Annotated in this window: 17 protein-coding genes and 1 pseudogene; 9 read left to right on the top strand and 9 right to left on the bottom strand. The window is 37.0% G+C overall.

Annotation, left to right across the window (positions count from 1 at the left end; genetic code table 11):
* Positions 1-95: 95 nt before the first annotated feature.
* The 4 genes from KO505_RS14405 to KO505_RS14420 all read left to right on the top strand — a co-directional run bounded on the left by KO505_RS14405 (position 96) and on the right by KO505_RS14420 (position 2,994).
* Positions 96-917, top strand: a complete 822-nt coding sequence (locus tag KO505_RS14405; protein ID WP_235576507.1) for an AraC family transcriptional regulator — start codon at positions 96-98, stop codon at positions 915-917.
* A gap of 144 nt (positions 918-1,061) precedes the next feature.
* A complete protein-coding gene (locus KO505_RS14410; RefSeq protein WP_055016937.1) occupies positions 1,062-1,862 on the top strand; it encodes an SDR family oxidoreductase in 801 nt (266 codons plus the stop codon).
* A gap of 42 nt (positions 1,863-1,904) precedes the next feature.
* Positions 1,905-2,264 carry an EthD family reductase gene (locus KO505_RS14415; RefSeq protein WP_055016936.1) on the top strand — a complete coding sequence of 120 codons (360 nt, stop codon included), beginning with the start codon at positions 1,905-1,907 and terminating at the stop codon, positions 2,262-2,264.
* A 73-nt stretch (positions 2,265-2,337) separates the two neighbouring features.
* On the top strand, positions 2,338-2,994 hold the full coding sequence (locus KO505_RS14420; protein WP_055016940.1) for a DsbA family oxidoreductase: 657 nt from the start codon (positions 2,338-2,340) through the stop codon (positions 2,992-2,994).
* Here KO505_RS14420 and KO505_RS14425 read toward each other — a convergent pair.
* Positions 2,987-4,167, bottom strand: a pseudogene (locus KO505_RS14425) (IS3 family transposase). The gene KO505_RS14420 and the pseudogene KO505_RS14425 sit on opposite strands and share 8 nt — an antisense overlap.
* Before the next feature lie 72 nt (positions 4,168-4,239).
* Positions 4,240-4,536 carry a hypothetical protein gene (locus tag KO505_RS14430; RefSeq protein WP_200910106.1) on the bottom strand — a complete coding sequence of 99 codons (297 nt, stop codon included), beginning with the start codon at positions 4,534-4,536 and terminating at the stop codon, positions 4,240-4,242.
* Positions 4,537-5,104: 568 nt separating this feature from the next.
* Between KO505_RS14430 and KO505_RS14435 the strand changes: the two genes are divergently transcribed.
* From KO505_RS14435 to dinB, 3 genes are all read left to right on the top strand, one after another.
* On the top strand, positions 5,105-6,196 hold the full coding sequence (locus KO505_RS14435) for a hypothetical protein (protein WP_216056164.1): 1,092 nt from the start codon (positions 5,105-5,107) through the stop codon (positions 6,194-6,196).
* 30 nt (positions 6,197-6,226) lie between these two features.
* Positions 6,227-6,955, top strand: coding sequence for a hypothetical protein (locus tag KO505_RS14440; protein WP_216056165.1), 729 nt, complete (start codon positions 6,227-6,229; stop codon positions 6,953-6,955).
* A 173-nt stretch (positions 6,956-7,128) separates the two neighbouring features.
* Entirely contained in the window at positions 7,129-8,187 is a 1,059-nt protein-coding gene (dinB, locus tag KO505_RS14445; RefSeq protein WP_216056166.1) for a DNA polymerase IV, read from the top strand.
* Between the two features lie 143 nt (positions 8,188-8,330).
* On the opposite strand, the gene KO505_RS14450 is transcribed toward dinB, so the two are convergent.
* The 4 genes from KO505_RS14450 to KO505_RS14465 are packed head-to-tail and all read right to left on the bottom strand — an operon-like array spanning position 8,331 to position 15,184.
* On the bottom strand, positions 8,331-8,891 hold the full coding sequence (locus KO505_RS14450; protein ID WP_216056167.1) for a hypothetical protein: 561 nt from the start codon (positions 8,889-8,891) through the stop codon (positions 8,331-8,333).
* The gene (locus KO505_RS14455; protein WP_216056168.1) at positions 8,884-11,652 is read right to left on the bottom strand and encodes a hypothetical protein; all 2,769 of its coding nucleotides are present in this window, start codon (positions 11,650-11,652) and stop codon (positions 8,884-8,886) included. Before KO505_RS14455 ends, KO505_RS14450 begins: the two co-directional genes overlap by 8 nt.
* A gap of 21 nt (positions 11,653-11,673) precedes the next feature.
* On the bottom strand, positions 11,674-13,971 hold the full coding sequence (locus KO505_RS14460) for a hypothetical protein (RefSeq protein WP_216056169.1): 2,298 nt from the start codon (positions 13,969-13,971) through the stop codon (positions 11,674-11,676).
* Positions 13,958-15,184 (bottom strand): site-specific integrase, encoded by a 1,227-nt coding sequence (locus tag KO505_RS14465; RefSeq protein WP_216056170.1) that lies wholly within the window; start codon positions 15,182-15,184, stop codon positions 13,958-13,960. Before KO505_RS14465 ends, KO505_RS14460 begins: the two co-directional genes overlap by 14 nt.
* Positions 15,185-15,435: 251 nt before the next feature.
* On the opposite strand from KO505_RS14465, the gene KO505_RS14470 reads away from it, so the two are divergent.
* Positions 15,436-17,403, top strand: a complete 1,968-nt coding sequence (locus KO505_RS14470; RefSeq protein WP_216056171.1) for a hypothetical protein — start codon at positions 15,436-15,438, stop codon at positions 17,401-17,403.
* Positions 17,404-17,532: 129 nt separating this feature from the next.
* Positions 17,533-18,195 carry a hypothetical protein gene (locus KO505_RS14475; protein WP_216056172.1) on the top strand — a complete coding sequence of 221 codons (663 nt, stop codon included), beginning with the start codon at positions 17,533-17,535 and terminating at the stop codon, positions 18,193-18,195.
* A gap of 61 nt (positions 18,196-18,256) precedes the next feature.
* On the opposite strand, the gene KO505_RS14480 is transcribed toward KO505_RS14475, so the two are convergent.
* The 3 genes from KO505_RS14480 to nqrM all read right to left on the bottom strand — a co-directional run bounded on the left by KO505_RS14480 (position 18,257) and on the right by nqrM (position 21,843).
* A complete protein-coding gene (locus tag KO505_RS14480) occupies positions 18,257-19,951 on the bottom strand; it encodes an amidohydrolase (RefSeq protein ID WP_371820007.1) in 1,695 nt (564 codons plus the stop codon).
* A gap of 247 nt (positions 19,952-20,198) precedes the next feature.
* Positions 20,199-21,443 carry a sodium:proton antiporter NhaD gene (gene nhaD, locus KO505_RS14485; protein WP_216056173.1) on the bottom strand — a complete coding sequence of 415 codons (1,245 nt, stop codon included), beginning with the start codon at positions 21,441-21,443 and terminating at the stop codon, positions 20,199-20,201.
* 172 nt (positions 21,444-21,615) lie between these two features.
* Positions 21,616-21,843: a (Na+)-NQR maturation NqrM gene (gene nqrM / locus KO505_RS14490; protein ID WP_216056174.1), complete on the bottom strand. Its 228-nt coding sequence runs from the start codon at positions 21,841-21,843 to the stop codon at positions 21,616-21,618.
* Positions 21,844-21,850 lie beyond the last annotated feature (7 nt).

A 21,850-nucleotide genomic window follows, 5' to 3' on the forward strand; every position in this document is an offset into this window, starting at 1 on the left:
AGTTACAAGATGAATCTATTAGTCAGTAAGCCGAGTGAGTAGATATCTTTAATCTGCTTTATCCTAATCGTAGTGTTATGAACGGTGCCTTAAAAATGAAAACAATCAAATATAATGGACGTGTTGTTTTTCAAAAACAAGATATCCCCAGTTTCAAGCGTATGCCGCGTGTGTTTGTAGACAGTGAAGCCTGTTTTGCGTTTGTTACGAATGGTAATTTTAACGTCAGGGAGCAGACAGAATCTGTTTCATTGAACAAAAACTGCGGAGTACTAGCAAAATGCACCAACTACTTTTATGAAAATACCAGCTACCATAATGATGAAGGTGTAGGTGAAGCAATTGGCATCTTGCTTTACCCTGAAATATTTCAGTCACTGTTTAACTTTGATATTAGCCAGTCAAACTACAGGGTTGATTATAATATTATGCAGGTTGAAGTGGATAGATTGCTTGAGCACTATCGCGACAGCATTAGCATATTGCTAGACTCTCCAGAGTTGGCGGATGATTTGCTTATCGAGAGTAAGCTACGTGAATTTGTCATTCTTATGGCGAAAAGAACCAATGCCCCGTCTGAACTCGATTTTCTTGCTTCCATGTTTAAACCTAATTTTGCTAAATTTGAAGATATTATCCAAAGTAATCTGTATGCGGATCTGAGTGTGAATGAGTTGGCGGCATTGTGTCATATGAGTGTTTCTACCTTTAAACGTAAGTTTAAAGAGGTGTATTCAGAACCACCAATGAAATACATTACCAAATTAAAAATCAACAAAGCTAAGGTGTTACTGAAAGATAATAACTTACGTATCTCTGACATCGTTTTTGAAACGGGTTTCGAATCGATTTCCACCTTTAACCGTACCTTCAAAGGACAAACCGGTCTATCTCCTTCTGAATTTCGTTTAGCTTGACAACCACACTTATCCCTTCTATTCAGATTATGATTGGCTCGTTTGAGCTAATCTGAGCAATATTTGAACTTTTCTGAAGAGCCTACCTTCTCTGATTTCCATATAATTACCCCATCAATTAAACACAGATAAAGGTAACGAATTATGGGTATCAGCTTTAAAGAAAAATATGGCGATTGGGCTCTTATCACAGGTGCAACGTCTGGCATCGGTGCTGAAATGGCCAGCCAGATTGCAGCAAAGGGATTAAATATTGTTTTGGTTGCTCGTCGAGAAAAAGAACTTGAAGAGCACGCAGCATTGCTTGCGGATCGTTATGGAATTAAAACAATGATTGTTTCAGCAGATTTAGCTACTACTGAAGGGGTTGAAAAAGTTAAGCAGGTGAAGCAAGAAATAGGTTTGTTGGTACTCGCAGCAGGTGTTGAAATAAATGGTTCATTTGCTAAGACATCGTTAGCTAAAGAATTACAGATGGTGCAGCTTAATGTTACCTCGGTATTGCAACTGACTCACCACTTTACACCCGCTATGGTGGAAAGAAAACGCGGTGGCATTCTAATGGTTTCAAGCCTTTCAGGTCATATGGTTTCTCCATATTTTTCAAATTATGCAGGTACCAAAGCCTATGTTCTTCAGCTGGGGGCATCTCTTCATGGCGAGCTTAAGCCCAAGGGTATTGATGTAACCGTTCTTTCTCCGGGGCTAACTAGCACTCCGATGACTGCGGACAATGGTGTTGATTGGGCCAAATTACCGATGGTTGCAAAAGACCCTGCGGAAGTAGCAGAAATTGCTATCAAAGGTCTAGGTAAAAAAGCGGTTGTGGTTCCCGGTAAACGAAATCGAATGACTGCTATTCTTTCTGGAATAATTCCCCACCAAAAGCAGGCCACGATGGGTGAGTCAATGATTGGCAAAGCAATGCCTAAGAACAAAATGTAAAACTCAACTACTTAAAACTTAACTTAAAGAAAAGGTAAAACAATGATTAAAGCATACGTACTGTACCCAAATAAAGATGATGTTATTTTTGATTTTGATTACTACTGCAACAAACATGTTCCTATGATCGGAGAGCTGTTGGGAGAGGCCGTAAAAGGGGCAACTGTCGATGCAGGGGTTGCCAGTGTAGTTCCCGGCGAAGCTGCGCCATATGTGGCAATCAGTACCATTTCATTTGAATCTTTAGAGTCATTTCAAACTGCTTTTGGCCCAAATGCAGAAAAGATAAAAACCGATGTTCCAAACTTTACTAATACCGCTCCGACAATCCAGCTTTGCGAGCAAAAATATAAACCGTCAGTTTTCAAATGTGAAAATAAGCAGGATACGAATAGCCAATAAATTTGGGTTCTGCTTAAAGTTATTTTGGTAAAACAAATCAAAGGCGAAAGTCATGGGAGTATTGGGAATAAATATGAGCAAGAAGATCAAATTAGATATTGTCTCAGATGTGGTTTGTCCTTGGTGCATTATCGGTTATAAGCGTTTAGATGCCGCCATAAAAGAGCTTGGTATGGAAGATAACATTAAGATTGAGTGGCAACCGTTTCAGCTAAATCCAGATATGCCACCTGAAGGTGAAGACTTACGTGCCCACCTCAAAAGAAAGTACGGCACCACACTGGAAGATAGTATTCGTTTCAGAAAAGAGATGGCAGAGCTTGGAGAAGAAGTTGGATTTAAATTCGACTACTTTGACGGACTAAAAGCGGTAAATACGCTTGATGCTCATATTCTTCTAGAATACGCAAAAAGTGTAGGTAAGCAAACCGAGCTTAAAAATAGATTATTTGCTTCGTTTTACAGCGAGCAAAAAGATATATCCAACAAAAGTATCCTCGAACAAGAGCTGCAAAGTGTGGGTCTCAATGTTGACGACGCAATGGCATGTCTTGATGACGATATTCTGCGAAATCATGTCCGAGCGCAGGAACAACAATGGAAACAAACGGGTATATCAGGAGTTCCAACGATTGTATTCAATCGTGAGAGTGCTATATCTGGAGCCCAATCAGTGGATACGTATAAGCAAGTATTAACTGAATTAGCTAAGGCTGTAGTGGTCAACTAATTTTGGCCACAGTTTTAGAATATTGATATCTAATCTCAGATTCATTCGGCGCTAAACCAGCATTTTAATGATGTGGTCTAACATTATTGTAATATCCGTTGATATAATCACTCACACTATATTTAGCGTCTCTAAAGTTTTCATATCCAACTTTTGGCATCCATTCCGTTTTAAAGCTTCTAAAAAATCGTTCCATTGGCGCATTATCCCAACAATTTCCGCGCCTGCTCATACTTTGTTTGATTTTATAGCGCCATAAACGTTGGCGATATTTTAAACTGGTATAGTGACTACCCTGGTCTGAATGAAACATCAGTCCTGTCGGTTTTCCTCTGCTTTCATACGCGAGTTCAAGCGCTTTTAGCGTTAAATTAGTATCTGGCGACAACGATATGGCCCAGCCAACTACTTTACGTGCAAATAAATCAATAATAACGACTAAATAAGCCCAGCGATTGCCTACCCAAATATACGTCACATCACCGCACCACACGGTATCTGGCTCAACAACATCAAATTGTCTATCAAGCAGGTTTGGAATTTCAAGGTGTTCATTACCACCGCGTTTATATGAATGTTGAGGTACTTGGCAGCTTTCAAGCTTTAATTTAACCATTAGCTTAGCTGCACGATAACGACTCAATTCAAAATCATTGTTCGTTGCTATTGCCGCGATTGTCCGCGCCCCAGCTGAACCGCCACTCATTGCATGTATTGCCTTTACTTCCGCTTCTAACCTTACTTGCTCAGGTGTTGGCGTCGTATCCCGTATGGCCCAATATTTATAGCTGCTGCGATGTACATTAAATACGCTACACAACACGTTAATTGGGTAACGCTCTCGTTGATTTAATTTCTCAATTAACGAGAATTGTTCAGGGAGTCGGACATCAAGAGAGCGGTAGCCTTTTTTAATATATCCTTTTCTAATTCAATGCGTTGTATTTGCTTTTTAAGTTCGCGGATTTCAATTTGTTCGGGTGTCATTGGTGAAGCCAATGGTGACTGGCCATTTCGTTCTTGCTTTAATTGTGTGACCCATTTACTTACAGTTGATTTACCAACACCCATAGCCTTGGCTGCATCTTCTTGCGTGTAGCCTTGATCAACCACAAGCTGTGCTGTTTCTAATTTGATTGCCGCAGAATACGTTGCGCGTTTTAATTTCGTCATTTTTTCACCCAAATTTGTATGCTTATTAGCATAACATTTCTTTCTTAATGGGTGGCCAAATTAACTATGCCACTACATACCTAGCTGGCGGCAAATAATTAAAGAGTCAGCGAGAGGAATTGGAAACTGCTCTCGAATGTCGATGACCTCTTTACACCAATCGAACACCAAAAATGCGGCAAGCTCATTTCCAGAGAAAAAGTGATGAACTCGGCCAACAGTAGCACTTTTAACACGAACGCTTTCGACAGAACTGCTGAACTCTCCGACTTTAATGAAAGAAACATAGTCCTTTCCCGTCCCTTCGCCTCGTTTTTCATCTAAACGCTTTTGGTCTTTCTTATTGAGTGGCTTATCTGCATCTGACATAAAAAACCTCCGACTAAGCTAAACTTAGCAGGAGGTTAAAAATGTTCAATATTTATTGTATATGATCAGACATTATTGTAACTGATCAAACTTTATTGTTATGCATACTTAAAAGTGTAACATCTCCTTTAATGGTTAATATCTGCGGTTGTAAGGGTGAACTGAACTAAAGCATAGTTCTTATAGAGGTAGTACTTTCTGTGCTGATTGGAATCTAACAGAGGCGATGTTGCCAAACTCATTTCTGCCCCATTATAAGTTATAAGCTGGAAGATGGCTGCGCCACTAGCTGTAAGGAAAAGAAAAGTACGAAAAGCGAATTACGATAAATTCAGATTCGATTTAATTGAAAAGCTATAATTTATCTGCTCAAAATGAGTTTTCATATAATTAGAAAATAAAAACAATGGCCCCATTGGTTGCAAAGCCAAAACGACTAAGGTCTGGCTGCCACAGAACAAGTAAATGAATACGACTCCGCTAGTGTGTCATTTTTAGTTGCAAACACCGCAACAAAACTGCCAAACTAGCTGCACATATTATTGAAGCGTTATGTCGAAGAGGAACAATGGCATTTGACCTAGATAAACTAATAAAAGCACACCAATTTAGGTTTGAGACGGAAGCCTTAGGGGAGTTACTTTGTAATAACTTTTCCAGGCCAGTAATGAGTGAAGCCAGTAACTGGATATCTGGCAATGAAAATAAAGACTCCGTTGAGTTTGCTAGATATTTTACAACGCTCCTATGCCAGCCAGTTGATATAGAAAAAGATAAGGACTGCCGGATTAATGAAGAACAAGCAGAATTGCTCACTCAGAGTGATCTTGAACATTTCGCAAAGCAATTTATTGAAAAAAATTCCTATTTGTTAGATGACAAAGATAAGCAGGAAACAATACAGAATAAAGACGATGAAGGTAAAGACGTCGCTTCGTTAAGGAAACATACCGCGGACGAGCTTCTTAAAAAGAGCGGCGAATCGGAAACAGAACACCTTCTTCGGGTGGTTGATTTATATATCGCCCAATCTAACAAAAGAACCAAGGAACTACTTGATAGTGCAAGGAAGGGTATTTTTTCAAGCTCCACACTAGGTCTTTTAGAGGAAAATAAGCGAATATCCAATAGCTTGGGAAGCTCTCTTATTCATCACAAGCCTATCATACTTCCTGAATTACCAGAAAATCCTGTTTTTGAAACCAACCGTCAATTAGCTTCTTTTGGTAAGGATCTAAATGCAGTAGCTGCGCTTATTAAAAATATGAACGATCTAGGTGTTCAAATGGCTATGGAGTCGGCTGCAGCAACTGCGAGAACAAAGCTCTGGAATAACATAATGTTTGGTTTAGGCTTGATCACCCTAGTTGTGACTGCGATATTTTCATACCTTAGTTATGCCTCATCAAATGATTCATCGAGTCATGTGGAAAGTTTACTAGTTGAGCAAAACACGCTCCTAGAAATGCAAGAAGAAAATCAAATAGAATTAATTAAAGCAATATCATCAATCCCTCCGGTCTTAGAGAGGTTTGTTGTACAGAGCCAAGATCAAGAAAAAATATTGCATGGTATATCTGTGCAGCTAAACAACATAACAAGTCAATCCAGTTCGCAGTCTTCAGCTGCAAGGACGCGGAAAAGCGGCGCCTCTGATTAAATTGTTAACTGCCTTTATAGGATATTTGATATGGCAACTAAAGTAGAACAAGTAATATCCGGTTCATGGACTCCTGAAGTAATTGTTAGTTTGGTTGGGGAAATCGCTTGGCCTTTAGTACTAATTATCTTGGGGTGGCGGTTTAAAAGCGGAATTGTTGATGGTGTAGGTAAATTCTTTTCCAAAAATAATGTTACTGAAGTTAGTGCAACTACAACTGGCCTTACTGCTAAGTTCAAAGAGGCCCAGCAAACAGCAAAATCCAAGGAAAATGCCAGTGAACCAGCGGCTATTCCTGAAGGAGTCAGTTACGCAGAGTTAATAAAAAGACAAGAAAGTCACAGCAGTGAACATAGTTTACAGTTATATGAACATATTAAAAGTCATGTTGACTCATTAAAATTAGAAGGTAACAGCGCAATTGAATTACTTTCAAAAGAGCTATCTCTTTTGCAGGCTGGGCTAGCGTATTTTGATATTAACAAGACGTTATTTCGTTCACAGTTTGACCTGCTAAATAGTTGGCTAATTGAAGGTGAAATTAGTGAAGATAATTTAAAAGCATATTTTGATAACTTGCTTAAAAACAACCCAGGTATTTTAGATGGTTGGGATTACATCAAATATATAACTTACCCTGTGAGTCGTGGTCTAATCGAATATAAAGAAGGTAATTATACAATTACAGTTTTAGGTAAATCATATGTTCAGTTTATGAAACAGAATATACAGTTTATTGATGAGCTAAGTAATTTGTAGGCGTCAGTTAACAAGTTGCTAAACGGCCAAAAATAGCACGAAAGAGACCATGGAAGTAACTCGTTTCTGTCCAATTCGAGTTTGTTGAACAGTCCTTCATACGATTAATCTTTATTGATACCTTACGAAGTTAACTGTATATTTAAACAGTTAAAATCTATAGGTCTTTAATTATGAGAAAAATAATTCACGTTGATATGGATGCATTCTTTGTATCCGTCGAAATTAGAGATAACCCAGACTTAGTAAATAAACCAGTTGCTGTAGGAGGTAGTAAGCAGTCTCGTGGTGTACTTTCTACTAGTAATTATATAGCGAGACAATATGGTGTTAAAAGTGCGATGCCGACTAGTATTGCATTACAAAAGTGCCCTAACTTAATTTTGGTTCCTGGTAGAATGGATGTATACAAATTGGTAAGCTCTCAAATTCGAGAGATTTTCGAACGATATACAAACATTATTGAGCCCTTAAGCTTAGATGAGGCATATTTGGATGTCACCGAATGTAAACTTTTTGATGGTTCTGCGACTTTAATAGCCCAAGATATTTGTTCTTCAATATACAAAGAACTCAATTTAACAGCTTCAGCTGGTATAGCTCCTATAAAGTTCTTGGCGAAGGTTGCTTCAGACCTAAATAAACCAAACGGTATATTTGTCATCCCACCTAATCATGTAGATTCCTTCATTGACGATATGGAATTACGGAAAATACCGGGAGTCGGCAAGGTAACTAATGAAAAACTACTTCGTGATAACCTGAGATATGGCCGAGATGTCAAAGTATTAAATTTGGAAAAATTAATCTCTAAATATGGCAAACTAGGGAAATTATTATGGGATAGGTGTAGTGGTAATGACGATAGACCAATTATTATAAGTAGAGAAAGAAAGTCCATCGGGGTAGAAAGAACATTCCCTGAGGATATTTCTGACTTATCTATCCTTAATAGTATTCTTATAGAAAAATTACTGCCCGAACTTCAAAAAAGAGCTATAACACACCTAATTGAAAATGGTATCGGTAAAATTGGTGTAAAGGTCAAGTTCTCTGACTTTCACCAAACAACGAAAGAGTTATCAATAAATAGAATTGACGAAGCGGCCTTATGTGAATTATTAAAAGAAGCGATCGGGAGAGGTGGCGGTAAAAAAGTCCGTTTGCTTGGTATTCATATAGGTCTATTATCCCGTAACGATGAGGTAGAGCAAATTTCATTTGAGTGGTAGCTCTTACTCTTCAAAACTAATATTGAGTAGCTCATCTCTAATCAGACTTTTTTCAATTTTAAATTTCAGCTAGCTGTACAGCTGACTCACTCAGTAATAAAAATTTGCTGTATTGGGATCTAGTTGTAATTTCCGATTTATTATCACTTAACTTTTAGCTTTTGTTGCAAATCAAGAGGTAAGCGTGATATTGCTAGATCGAGCATATCCTTTGCTTTCTGGTGTTTCAGAGCATTAAGTTCTTCTCGCATCTGCTGATATTCATAAACTACCTGATCTTTTCTTTTACCCCTGCTCCCCGTCTGTTTCCGTTCTACTTTTAGCAATGCTTGTTCTTCGTCAAACAGGGTAAGTAACTCTTTATTTTTTTTATCTAAAAAATCTGATAACGGCTCACAAAAAGAAGCTTTTCCAGAGAATACGTTTTGTGGTGCCCTCTCAATTTCTCGTCCCACTTCGGATTTATAAATCTGATAAAGCGATTTGGGCGTCTGACTGTCTGCGACTTCTCTATAGTCTTTAATCATCTCCTCTTTGATACTTTTGATATATTTTATCGCCTTCCACGCTTTATAACCTGTGTGATTTTCATCGTTAGGAAGATAATCAGGGACATCTAACGGATCTTTAACCGAACTATCTTCTGGTTCCAACGAGGCAAGAAAGTCATCTGATAACAAGTCATCTAATTCTTTATCATTCATACAAGCCTTTCTCCGTTATCACTTTATTCTCTATACTAGTTATTGCTTTTTCAATGAATGACAACACCTTATCGACACTATCTTGGTGTCCGATGTGTGTAAGCTCTTGGATACGTTTATGCGCTGAACGCAACATAGGTAAATGCGACTCTATCATAAAACCCATAATATCTTCATTTAGACATTCTTTTACAAAAGGCTGAACGGTTGCCCAAATACCTCGAATGTTACCTGTAGTGATAATTGCATTCGTGCAGCCAAGACAAAATTCTGGCTTGGCATTCTGCGGATTAATATCTCCCAGTTCAGCGCACTTGGCTCGTGCCTCTCCACCTTCACGAGGCAAGCATGTCGCAAAACGAGAAGGCTGTATGGAGATGACACGCCCAACGATCCTGTTACGAAGAGATTGCATGTCATCATCTGTAACTACTTGAGTATGCCTCACCACTTTTTTAACAAACCTAGAGAAGCCCCCTACAAATTCATCACCAATTTTTTGTGGTTCCCTAAGCAAGATGTCCACTATATTATTAAGGATTCTCATTCGAGCGGATTGCATTAGGTGTTTAACTTCTTTATCACGTAGATATGCCATGAAAAATGAATTATCTAGGTGACAGAACTGGTGACTTATCACCGCCCCGACATCTCCTTGATAGCGGACCAGGACTGATTCAGCCCAAATATGCCGAAAAGCGTGAGGAGTCGGATAACGAACGTCACTAGTCAATTCACTAGTAATATCCAACATCGATTTTTTATCAAGATTAGCCTGCCCTGATCGTAACCACTGCCTGGTTTCATCAGACAGGTATCTATTCACCACGTCAAGATGATTTTTATTTGTAATAATTCCAATGTTTTGGTATTCAATCAATGAAGCTTTGAACCTTTTTTGTCCTTTATCACCACAAAAAGTAGTACATTGAAGCCTTTTAAAGGCTGCCCGTACTTCTTTGCTTGCCGCTAACAAATGTTGCACACGAGCACTGTTTAGATCGTATTGCTCACTCAATTGAACCAATTTGTCTTTTTCCGAACAGGACAATGTAGCGTGAGGAAGCCCAGATATACGTTGAAGTTCATTAGCATCAACAAAGGGTTGATAATAAGCCACAAAGTTCGCCCAGTTACTTTTTACCTTTAAATCAATATATAAACCTGATTTATCAGAAGTTGATACTGTGCTTCTTACATCAGCATACAAACATGGTGCTCCATCTGGCGCTTGATGTACCTCGTTGAGCTGAGCGGCCAATTGATAACATTGTGACGTAATTTCACGATTAATTTTTGTTGTTCCATTCGTTTTTGGAACAAACCATTTTAATTTAAACCTAAATGGAACGTGGGCACTGTCAAGTATATCGACATTGTGCTCAACATTGATTGCACTTAAAGGGAATCCAAATTCACTTTTTCGATATCCAAGATAGGCCACCATTAGGGTCGTCATAGCATCATTCACACGGTTTAATGCGCTTTTGATATTTATATAAGTAACGCATTTATTTTCCACCACTAAACCTTGTGCCCACTTGTTAAGAGAGGAAAAGAATGCCGCATTAGTCAGTTTATGTTTCTTAATCACAATTGACATTTTTTCGTACACATCATCAGCAGTGCTATTTTGTAGATTCTCACTCTCAACTTCTGTTTTATCGATAGACTGGAGGTAACCAAGCCAAACTGCATCAGGACTTTTTAAGGCACCAAAGTCATAATATCGCTGTAACATTAAAACCCTAACGACTTCAACAGAATCAAACCGTAATTGTAACCCCAATTCTCGAACTACCTCACTGATATGTTCTTCTTTAAGTGACTCAACTTTGTCAAAAGATTTTTTATATTCACTAAGCAGTGCTGATTTAAAGTATTTGTGGATATTGTCATCTTTATTCGGCTTATGATTTTTAGATACACTAGGAGTAAACGTACCCAAAATAGTCTCAGCTATGACTTTACAAGGTTTACTTCCATCCTTAAATCCTATGTGCTCATCGAGTCTATGAATTGCACATTGGGACACGAAACTGAAAAGATAATTCTTTTCATATACACGCTTAAGATGATCCGCATAATATTGCCCCATCTCGAGGGTTAAGGCGTTAAAACTCCCCCCTTTTGCATATTCTGACCTTGATACCCCCATGATACTGCGACAGGCTGTATCAAGTGTAGCCAACACCTGCCGATTTGTTAATTGCTGAGCTATTCCGCCATATACACCAAGTGCGTGGAGTGTATTTCTTACATCAACAAAATTAAAACTATTATAAGTAGAGTTGAATGAAGCAGGAGATAAACGTGTAAACCAGCCCTTTGGGGTGACTGATTGGGTTAAAAAACTTACATGAAATGCTTCGATATTCTCTGCACAAAGTGCTTCGCTATTATCATTATTTAAGAATGCGCATATGTTTATCATCATAGAATAGGTATTTATTGCACTTCTGACATTTTGGAGAGTTATGTTATTTATCACGACAAGTTTAGCGTATTCTTTTAGGGTCAAATCATATGTTGCACCATCAAGCTTCAGTTTGGCGATACCCTCGATACGGATATGCTCCAAATCAAACACCGAAAAATCAAGGGCTGTTTTATAGCTGTCACCTTTCAGAAAATAAAGCGTATCATCATACAAATTCCCAAAGCTATTTAAAAACCCAGGGTTGGCGATAAGCTTTTGATTCTGTTCGTGCCAGAATCGTTCTAGTGGCGTTACTATTTGTACCTCTGTCTTTTTCATCATATAGCTTTATATCCTGAATTTTTAAATGGAATGAAACACTGTCATCGATACTCCGGAGTTTTGCATCATCATAAAAAGCTTTTCACCTTCACTAATTGACTCAGAACTTAATTCGGTACTTAAGACCTGCTGCATCCACTCTACAGTAGGAAGGACGGTTTGATATAAGTAGAGTGAATTTTGATTAAGTAAACGTAAGTAATTACGGTTGAATTCGTACAGGTAATTACGCATTTTACATACTGTAACCGGGCTATCCAGTATATAAATTGGACTAAACACTTCCTCTTTATTTGTCGATTTAGACAACACTCCCACCTCGTTAATACGTCCTTTGTTCTGACCTGTCACAACATGTAGTCGTGAAAGCATTTCTTCACTTTTATAAGATATTGATTGAGTGACGCTTTCAAATTCATTATTGAATCTAGCAACCTCTTCCTTTGAATCTTTCCCATTTAAAGGGGAGAAATCTATATCAAACACATTGTTTATAAGATCCAGCATAACAGTTCGAGTAATACGCCCTGAAGCGTTAATCCATTCTTCATTGTACTCGTTAAGGTATTGACTTTTTTCTGTCTTATTGCTATGAGAATTGCGATTAATTAAATAATGCAAAGTGTAAGGATCGCTGTTGGCATGCACAGATGAATTCTTTATAGCTTGAAGACCAAAAATATGGTGTGAACAAAAAGTTGATACTTTCTTAATTTCATCATTCGTTAGCCCTTTTTTGTGAGTTAGGCTTATACCATATTTAATAATAGATTGAATCGCCATAGGCACGACCATAGGAATATCACCATTACTCCTGTGTGCGTCACGTAATGCAGCGTCCATCATTGGCAGTTTAATCGCAGCAACTAAATTACCTAATACCGAATTATTTCCTGGGCTGATACTAGGTGTACTATTATTAAAAGCAGCAATTTTGCTATCTGGGTTTTGATTTAAGAATGTTAGTAGTGCTTGTCCTTCTATCTTTTTTACAGATAGTGATCGAGTTGTATGGATGTAGTTTGCGCGACTTTTGAAATATTCGCATTCAATATTCGTAACTCTATGACCTACTTTCAACAATCGAAAATCATTTTTCTTTAGCTTAACAATATCATAAGGTTGAACTGCCAAACTTGCCATCAGCCAAGAGAACATTAGTCGCTCCACTTTGGTGATAGGTAAAGGAGTATCTTTCATAGTTAATTGATCCAATACAAGCATCGACACCATCGGACCGTCGGCTGTAATTGAACTGGAAAAGAATGTGCTTAACCTATTGACAGAAAGGGATCGCAAACGACCACTCCGCTTACGTTTCCCTTCAAATATAGAATACAGAGAGCTTTTGCTCTCAAGAAACAATTGATATGATTCTAGTCCTTTTGTTGAAAGATTTGAAATTAACAGCAAGGATATTCCTTTTTGAAGCGATAATGAACGAGATTCAAGGTCATGATAATCAGAGATAATCTCAAAAATAGCTTTGCCGTACAAAGCACTTTGCTGATGCCGGTTAGTACATTTATTATTGATTCCGTCTAAAGTATTTTTGATGCCTTCTACTAAATGGTCATGCGCAAATAAAAATTCTTGCAACGCAACTTTGGCATCATAAAATTCTAAAATAAGTGTTGAAGCTAGAATTTTTAGAGAGCTTACTGTCAACTTGGGTGAGGCAAATACTCGATATAAATCCGGTCCAATTCCTAACTGCTGGTCCCTTAACCAAGGCAGAGCCCCAAAATAACTAGCTAAAGAGTCTTGTCTTTTGTTAGTTTGGGCGCTGATTTTCGTTTCTTGAAGCACCTTTAAGAATGCAGCATCTTCCTGAGACAGCTGTTCAAAAAACTCTACCTCAAGGTATGAGTAGTTGAATAATACCGTTTTTAAGTTAGTCAGGGGACTGGCTCCCCCATGGTTATCACGCACATCAAAACAATGTGTCTCATATTCTTTTAATATTTTGTATTTATTCTCTATCTTTAGTTTGTTGAGCCAAACCACAAACTTTTGAGCTACTCTAGTGAAACTCTCTTTTCCGGATACTGCGGCAAACTCATTGAAGAATACGTAATTGTATGCAGCTACTATCGTTCGGTAGAGCAGGGCTTTAACTGAATTCTGTGTATCCGTAAATTCTAATTGTCGAGCTGGATATCTTTCGACTTTAGGAATATGCAAAGACTTGGCATTAAGGTTGCTCCGCATCTGGACAACAGGTTGCTTTTTTGTATGCGCTTTTCTTATTTGAGCTTCGTGCTCATCAGAACACATAGCTTTGACGGTATCTAATTTTTTATTATTATGCCAACCCACATACAACCCCTTTTTGTAAAGCGTCTCGATAGCCGCACGAGTGAATATAACGTTTAGTTACATCACCTCCTCCTCTTGCATCGACCTTGTGCCCCATCCGACGTGCAGTTTCGATATACACAGCTGATGTTGTGGTTATTGATTCGTATGATTTATTTTGTCCTTGACACAAATTATAAAAAATATCTGTTGCAAAGCTATGACGCATAACATGGTAAGAATAGTCAGAGTGAATTTCTTGAATATCATCATAACGCTTAGGATTTTTACTAATTTTTTGTTGAACCTTATTTTTTATCTCTAAAAAGGTATCACTGGAGAACTGCGTACTTATTTTATCCCCCCTATTTTGGTTCGAGTTCGAAACAAACAAATGGGGAGAATCGGATTTAGGACGTTCTTGCTCATAATAACGGCACATCAACTTGAGTAAGTGCCGCGGGATGTAAAGCGTTCTAGATCTGCTGTACTTAGTCCAAATTGAATTTAAGTGGTATTTGAATTCTTCTTGTTCAGGGTTTTTCTTAAGTTGTTTAAACAGCGAACGTAAGCCTGTGTACTCTCGTTTATTAGCTTTAAAATCATCAAGTAAAAACCCCAGATTCTCAGCAGTTCTGCACCCCAGTTCTCCTGCATTTCTCAGGACTATTTGTTGAAGTAAAGAACTGCAGTTAGCGTACAAGAGCTCACGGGTCGCAGGTAAAAAATAATTAACGAGCAGAGGTATTGAAGTATTGTTTCGAGCAATTTTCCGGTAATTAGACTTGATGCCAATATATTTTGGTTTGTTGTTGAAGTAATATGAAAGCCAGTTATAGTATGAATTAATTGCTTCCACATATTTATTGGTAGCTTGCTCGCTTTTGCCTCGTTCGTTAATTAAGTAGTCATTAATATAATCATTAATAACTTCACTAGGTAATGCTGTGTGAGTGTTGAGCGAAATAAAATCTTTATCTTTATAGTCATCGATATATTCAAGAAAAATCCCCAGTCGATTACATATTTTATATGCTGTTTGTTCCCCTATCTCTTTTTCTATCAGCAGATGCTTACTCACACCTGTTTTAGTATTTTGCTCTACGGTGCGGTATACCGAGAGTAGGCTATGCCGTGTGTATCGCGCAAATAAACAAGGTAATAGAATAGGAACATTATTATCATTAAGATAGAGATAATGGCCATTGACTTTATTTTCAAAGAATCTTTGCATACTTTTATCCTATACCTATTACCCCCTTAATTTAGAACATAACACGCAAAAGAGCATACAAATATTAAAATAAAATCATACTCTTGAGTTTAATAACAATCCATGTCGATGTGAATTATTTTTCTCATAAAGTTAACTGTATAAACAAACAGTTAATTGGGCAAGTTTTTTTATTTTACATACTGACTTAAACTGCGTATCTTAGCGCGCTCATTTATAACAATTACATTAATTAAATTGGAAAATTCAACATGGAACGTAACTTTTTACTGCCTTTGCTTGCCTCATTATTTTTAACTGCTTGTATCGAAGTCAAAGATGACAGTGACGATAATACAACGATAGAACCAGCCATAACACCAACAGTAACCTTAACAGGGTCTATTATCGATTTATCAACTAACCAAGCTCCAGCAAGTGCGTTAGTGTCTTATAAAATAGGATCGCAATGGAGTGACTCTGTTGAAGCTAACAGTGGTGAATACTCTCTAGAAGGCTTAGCTGGCAACTCAGATATTACTATTTTAATAGAAAGTACATCTGACGAATTTATGCCTCGTACAATCAGTACAAGAACGTATTACACTGATGAGGGGATTAATTATCAGAATCTACAACCTATTAACGTTAGCCCAGCCATAACCTACTCGTTTTCAGTTCTGGATGTTGAAACTAAAGCCGCAATCACTGATCTTGAATTTACAGCTCACTCAGTAAACAATACTGCTTATTACTTTCAAGATGATTATGAATCGTCATATAACCAAACGACGAATACTTACTCTGTTACGATACCTGAATATTTTAGTACACCGATATTTCATGCCGACTTAGATACAGATGGCGACGGTGGCTATAACTATCAACTTTATGATAATTATAATAACAGCCTAGATCGATTGACGATTTCAGAAGCAAATTTAAAAAATGCTGAAACGCTTTACCTTAAGAAGTATATACCTGCCGTTACTGTCGCTTTAGAACCTCAAGAATTAAAACTACGTATAACTGTACTTGATCAAAACCTAAACCGAATTGAAGGCGCATCATTATCATTATTAGATAAACTAAATAATGTTAATGCTATTTATAATAATGAGTTAGGCCAATACACAATGGATGTGAACATTTTAAATAAATTACGTATAAACCTACCGTCTTTCGAATTCGACGATAAGTTATATATGAGTAATTTCGCAGAATTAACTCTTGATAGTGAAGATACTTTAAAGGTCTATAACAGTAGTTCAGCTCATTATACTAATGACCGTGAATATAAAGTAGACATAAATGAAAGTGGTATTGATATTGTGATGTATACGCAAGAATTAAACCCTAATGCAGATACCAATTTATCTTTACTTGCTTACTCACAGCAAGTTGATCCAGATGATTATTCTTATAAGTTATTTTTCTCTGTTCCTATTGAGTTAATCGACGGCGAAATTGAGATCTTACAGATTGATAAGTTAAATGTTGTTAAAGGGAATGACTCTGCTGATGATTTGACATTATCGGGTTCAACTTTAATTGAAAAACAAGATAAAAAAATTGAAACTACCACTGAGCTTAGCTTAAACAATACAATGTTAACCATAAGACCAAAAGATCCTATTACGAGTAAAGAGCAATTTAGGCTTAACATTGGAGAAATCAAAGAAAAAGCGAGTGATATAAAGCTAAATATTAACCAAAGTTTAAACTTCTACAGTCAAGAAAAGTTTGCTGAAACCGATTTGTTTGATATCAACTCAATGGTATTAGATAACAATAATTACCGTGTAAATGATCAATATATAGTTACAAATAATACAGCAAATGTGACAACCCCTGACTCTTATACTTCACAAAACACGTATTTGTATTTACCGAAAGAAGTGAATTTACTTAAAGAGTTTACAATGAAGAAAAGCATCATTATTAAGGATGGTGTACAAACTGCAACTAATCAGCTGTATACTTTAGTAAGAAATGGCTCATTACAACTTTCAAAAGTGAATACAATTTCATTAGCTCTAAATGAAAATATCATTGGTTATACTAACTCAATTAACTTTGGCACTACCTTAACTGATGGTGAATATTGGAGATATGGTTACATTGAATATAATATGAATGACAATACAGATTCAGACGTTAATACTATTTCTTTTGAATATAGCTACGAAACATTAAAAGGTGAAATCCACACAGGGACGATTACACTTCCAGTAAAATAGTGCTCAATTTATCTAATATAAAAGGTCTTTAAATAAGACCTTTTTTTGTGCTTAAAATTCACACAGAATTTCCTCTATGATTTACAATAGGTTACACTGATATATAGGCATATGTTTATTGGGGTAAAAATGAAGTTGAAATTATTGCTGACACTTTTTTGGGCTTGTCATTCGTCAGTCGCGACAGAAAATAATTCAATAAACGTAATAGGTTATGCCCCTCATCCTGCAATTGAACAACATTACTTACAAATTGTAAAAGAATCCTATGCAAGATTAGGAATATACCCAGACTTTATCCCTGTTAGTGATAAACGTTCATTTAAAATGTTAAGCCAAAATCGGTTAGATGGACTGGTAGTCCGAACCGAAAACATACTGAATGAACAAGATAATTATATCAGCGTACCACCATCTTTGGGTATGGTCGAAGTTACGTTAATCTGCCAGCAATCAATCGCATGTAATAAAAAGTTGTTTGACGATCCTAACAAAATACTAGGTTTAGTGGCTCAAGAAGCTTATTACCAAGAACTACTTACAAATAAAGCCATCAACGTATATGAGATTGGTGATTACAAAAGAATGGAGCAAATGTTTGAGCAAAATAAATTAGACGCCATGATCATGGTTTTTGATCTAAACACTCAGAATATTACCTCTTTAGGGTTGAATACTTTTACCTTAGCAAAACGTAAAGGATTTCATATGATCCACAAACGTTTTCGCCATTTGATTCCTAACCTTACTCAATCTTTAAGTACGTCTTTAGCTGCACATAAATTCAATTAACTCTAAAACTGTTTATAAAATAAAGGACGTGTTAACGTCCTTTTGTTTCAATCCGCCAATTTTAGTGTTGCTTTTTACCCGCTACCCAAGTCTCAACAACTTTAGTTTTCCAGATATCTTGAACATCTATGTTAAAGATATCTTGGTCTATTAAAATGAAGTCCGCCCATTTCCCTTGCTCTAACCCGCCTAGTATTTTATCTTGATGGCCACCATAAGCGGCATCTAAAGTAAAGGCTTTAAAGGCTTGCTCTATGGTCAAAGACTCTTCTTTTATCCAACCGCTTTCAGGTTGGTTATCGCGGCCTTGCCTTGTTACTGCAGCATGTAAACCAAAAAATGGATTGGCTAATTCAACAGGAAAGTCAGAGCCTGCGATAACTTTACTGCCTTGTTTTAAGAAAGTCTGCCATGCATAAGCCCCTTTTAGCCTTTCTTTGCCGATTCTATCTTGTGCCATGTTTTTATCTGATGTGGCATGTGTCGGTTGCATCGATGGCAATACATTCAGAGTTTTGAACCTTGGAATATCGTCTAAGTTAATTACCTGAGCATGTTCAATTCGATTACGCAGTGTTTGAGCTTTTGGTCGGCTGTTAAAGGCAAATTCAAATTCATCTAATGCAATTCTGTTTGCTCTATCACCAATAGCATGAATGTTAATTTGGAAATCATAATCAAAAATGGTTTTAAATAATGTTCTTAAACGTTCGGGTTTTGTCAGTAATAAACCCATATTTTTAGGATCATCATGATAAGGCGATAACATCGCCGCGCCTCTACTACCTAGTGCGCCGTCACCATATATTTTGACACTACGGATGGAAAGCATGTCATTAACATCATTTATGTAACCATGTTTTAACATATCGACTAACTTAGGATCTGTCGCTGCCAACATGCCGTATACACGGACTTTAAAGTTATCGGCTTTGACTTGGTCCTGTAAAAAATGATAGCTGTCGTGGTCAATTCCAGCGTCATGTACGCTGGTTATACCTAATGATAATAGGTGTTGATTCACTTTATTAAACGCGGCAAGTCGCTCATCATCAGTTTGTTTTGGTACTTTCTCCCATACTAAATTTTCTGCGTTGTCGATCAAGATGCCCGTTGGTTCACCCGTACTATCTTTTACTATCTCACCACCATCTGGCGATATAGTATTTCGGGTAATACCAGCCAACGCCATTGCTTTAGAGTTTAACCAGACGGCATGTCCATCAACTCGACTTAATACCACAGGTCTATCTACTACGTACTCGTCTAAGTCTTTCGCAGTAGGGAATTTTTTACTTGGCCAAAGAACTTGATTCCAACCTCGGCCTTTAATCCAATTTAATTCTGGGTTTTGTTTTGCGTATTGGGCTACTTTAAAAGCGGTTTTCTGTTTTGATGGTATATCTCTAACGTCCACCTGCAATAAATTAAATCCTAAACCTAAAAAGTGACCATGACCGTCTACTAAGCCTGGCAACATGGTTTTCCCTTGACCGTCAATTACTTGTGCGTCGGGGTAAGATTTTAGTAAATTGGCACCTGTCGCAACGACTTTTCCATTCTCAAAAACAATTGATGAAAATTCGATTAACTCACCACTGTTTAAATAAGTGTAACCTTTCACATTGTTGATAACGGTACTTTGCTTCATCGACGTTGAATCTGGCGACGGTGTTTGACAGAAAACATTAATTGAAATAATGCTTAACGCTATTAAGAAGGGCTTAACAAGCGTTTTAACGGTAAATAGCTTCATGAGCGTACTCTATGTTTGTTGTTTTAATACCATCTTACGTTAAACAAATGGCATTAATAAAACAAACATTAACTATTGCGGTGATCAGAATGAATTAGCGGTTAAATGTAAACAAAAAATCACATTTAACGTTTAGAAAGAAGATTGGTAATGAGTGATGCACTAAATTTTATTTTTTACTTATTAAAAAACAAATACTAAGTGAAAGAGTCTAGTTAATAAGACTCTTTCGTTTACATAGCGGTTACTAATGGTAGAAATAATTAGATAACAATATAGTTAGACCATAACCTATCGTATAAGCAACTAATAAAGCTGGAATATAACGACAATAGGACATGAAGGTCATTTCTTTAATTTTGCTCATTGCAATAATCCCTGCCGCCGAGCCTATCACTAACAAAGAACCACCTACACCTACCGCATAAGTTAACCCTAACCATTGGGCTGAGCTCAGCACAGGCTCAGCTTTCAGTAAGGCCGCGGTAAGTGGAACATTGTCTAATAATGCAGAACCAATCCCCGCTACATAATTCGAATACATAGGATCAAACTGACTGTAGATTTGGGTCACGACTTGTAGGATGCCAACTTCTTTTAACATCCCAACTAACAATAAAATACCTAAGAAAAATAATAATGTATCAAACTCTATTTGACGAATATATTCTAACATTTGGCTTTCTTGTTTATCGCTGCGGTACATTTGCCCTACCAAGAACATAATGGACAAGCCAGTTAAGAAAGTTAGTACAGGCGGTATGGCAAAAATAACATTAAATAACATGGTACATAAAATGGTGCTGAAGAAAATAACCGCTATCATCACATCAACCGATTCGTAGTCTCTGTTCGCTGGAGTCGTTGTTACTTCACCTTTAAGGCCAATTGAAAATATAGCGGCTAAGAAAAGAACACTTATTAGTGCAGGTAATAGTAATAAAAATAGTTGGGAAATTTGTAAATGCCCATCTAGATAAATCATTAGTGTGGTTACATCACCCGTAATCAGCGCCACGCCGCCTGAGTTCACTGAGAAAACCACCAAAATTGCCATTCTTAGTTTGGTTTTAATATCGATATTAAACGATTGTAATAACGTTAAAGAGACTAAGGTTGCGGTAATATTGTCACAGATTGCAGAAAGTAATAATGAGAATAGAGCCACTAAAAACATAATAATGGTAACAGAAGATTTAGCAGGGAAGAGCCTTTGTACAGCCATCTGGATTATGCCTTTACTATTTAAGTAGGCAACAAACGTCATGGTCGACATTAAAAACAACCACAAAACCGCAATTTCTAATAAATTTTCTTCAAGGCTGTGGTTTATAAGTTCATGTTGGCTAGGCTCGGCTGCAATAAATAATAATATCCAAGATATACAACCAAAAAACAAAGTGGTTTTTGCTTTGTTTACATGAGTTATCTCTTCAAATACGATTGATAATAATGCCAATAACGCGATAAATATAAGGGAATATTCCAACATAAACTATCTCAAATTCTAATAATAGAGTAATTGCACCAAAAAGGTGGAGCGAACTATATATGAATTCGAGTTGTATGAAAAGTAACAAGTTGGTAATAAAAAAGCACCAGACTTAGTAGTACAGGTGCTTTGATTGATTTGATAAATCGATTACGCAGAGTTTATTGGCGTATCAAATAATTTGATTTTGCTTCCAAGCTTGCTCTTTAGCCACACGAGCTTGTCTTTCTCTTTCTAATCGTTTGTCACATGGAGAGTCGCAATTACACGCTTTGTCTATCCCTAACGCACCTAATCCACCACAACTACCAGCAATTGATTTTTTCTTTACTAAGTAACCAATCGACATTGCAGCAAAAACCACTAACAACATGACTAAGGTTAATAAAAATACTTGCATTAACAAC

The sequence above is a fragment of the Psychrosphaera sp. F3M07 genome (assembly GCF_018860345.1).
Lineage (GTDB): Bacteria > Pseudomonadota > Gammaproteobacteria > Enterobacterales > Alteromonadaceae > Psychrosphaera > Psychrosphaera aquimarina.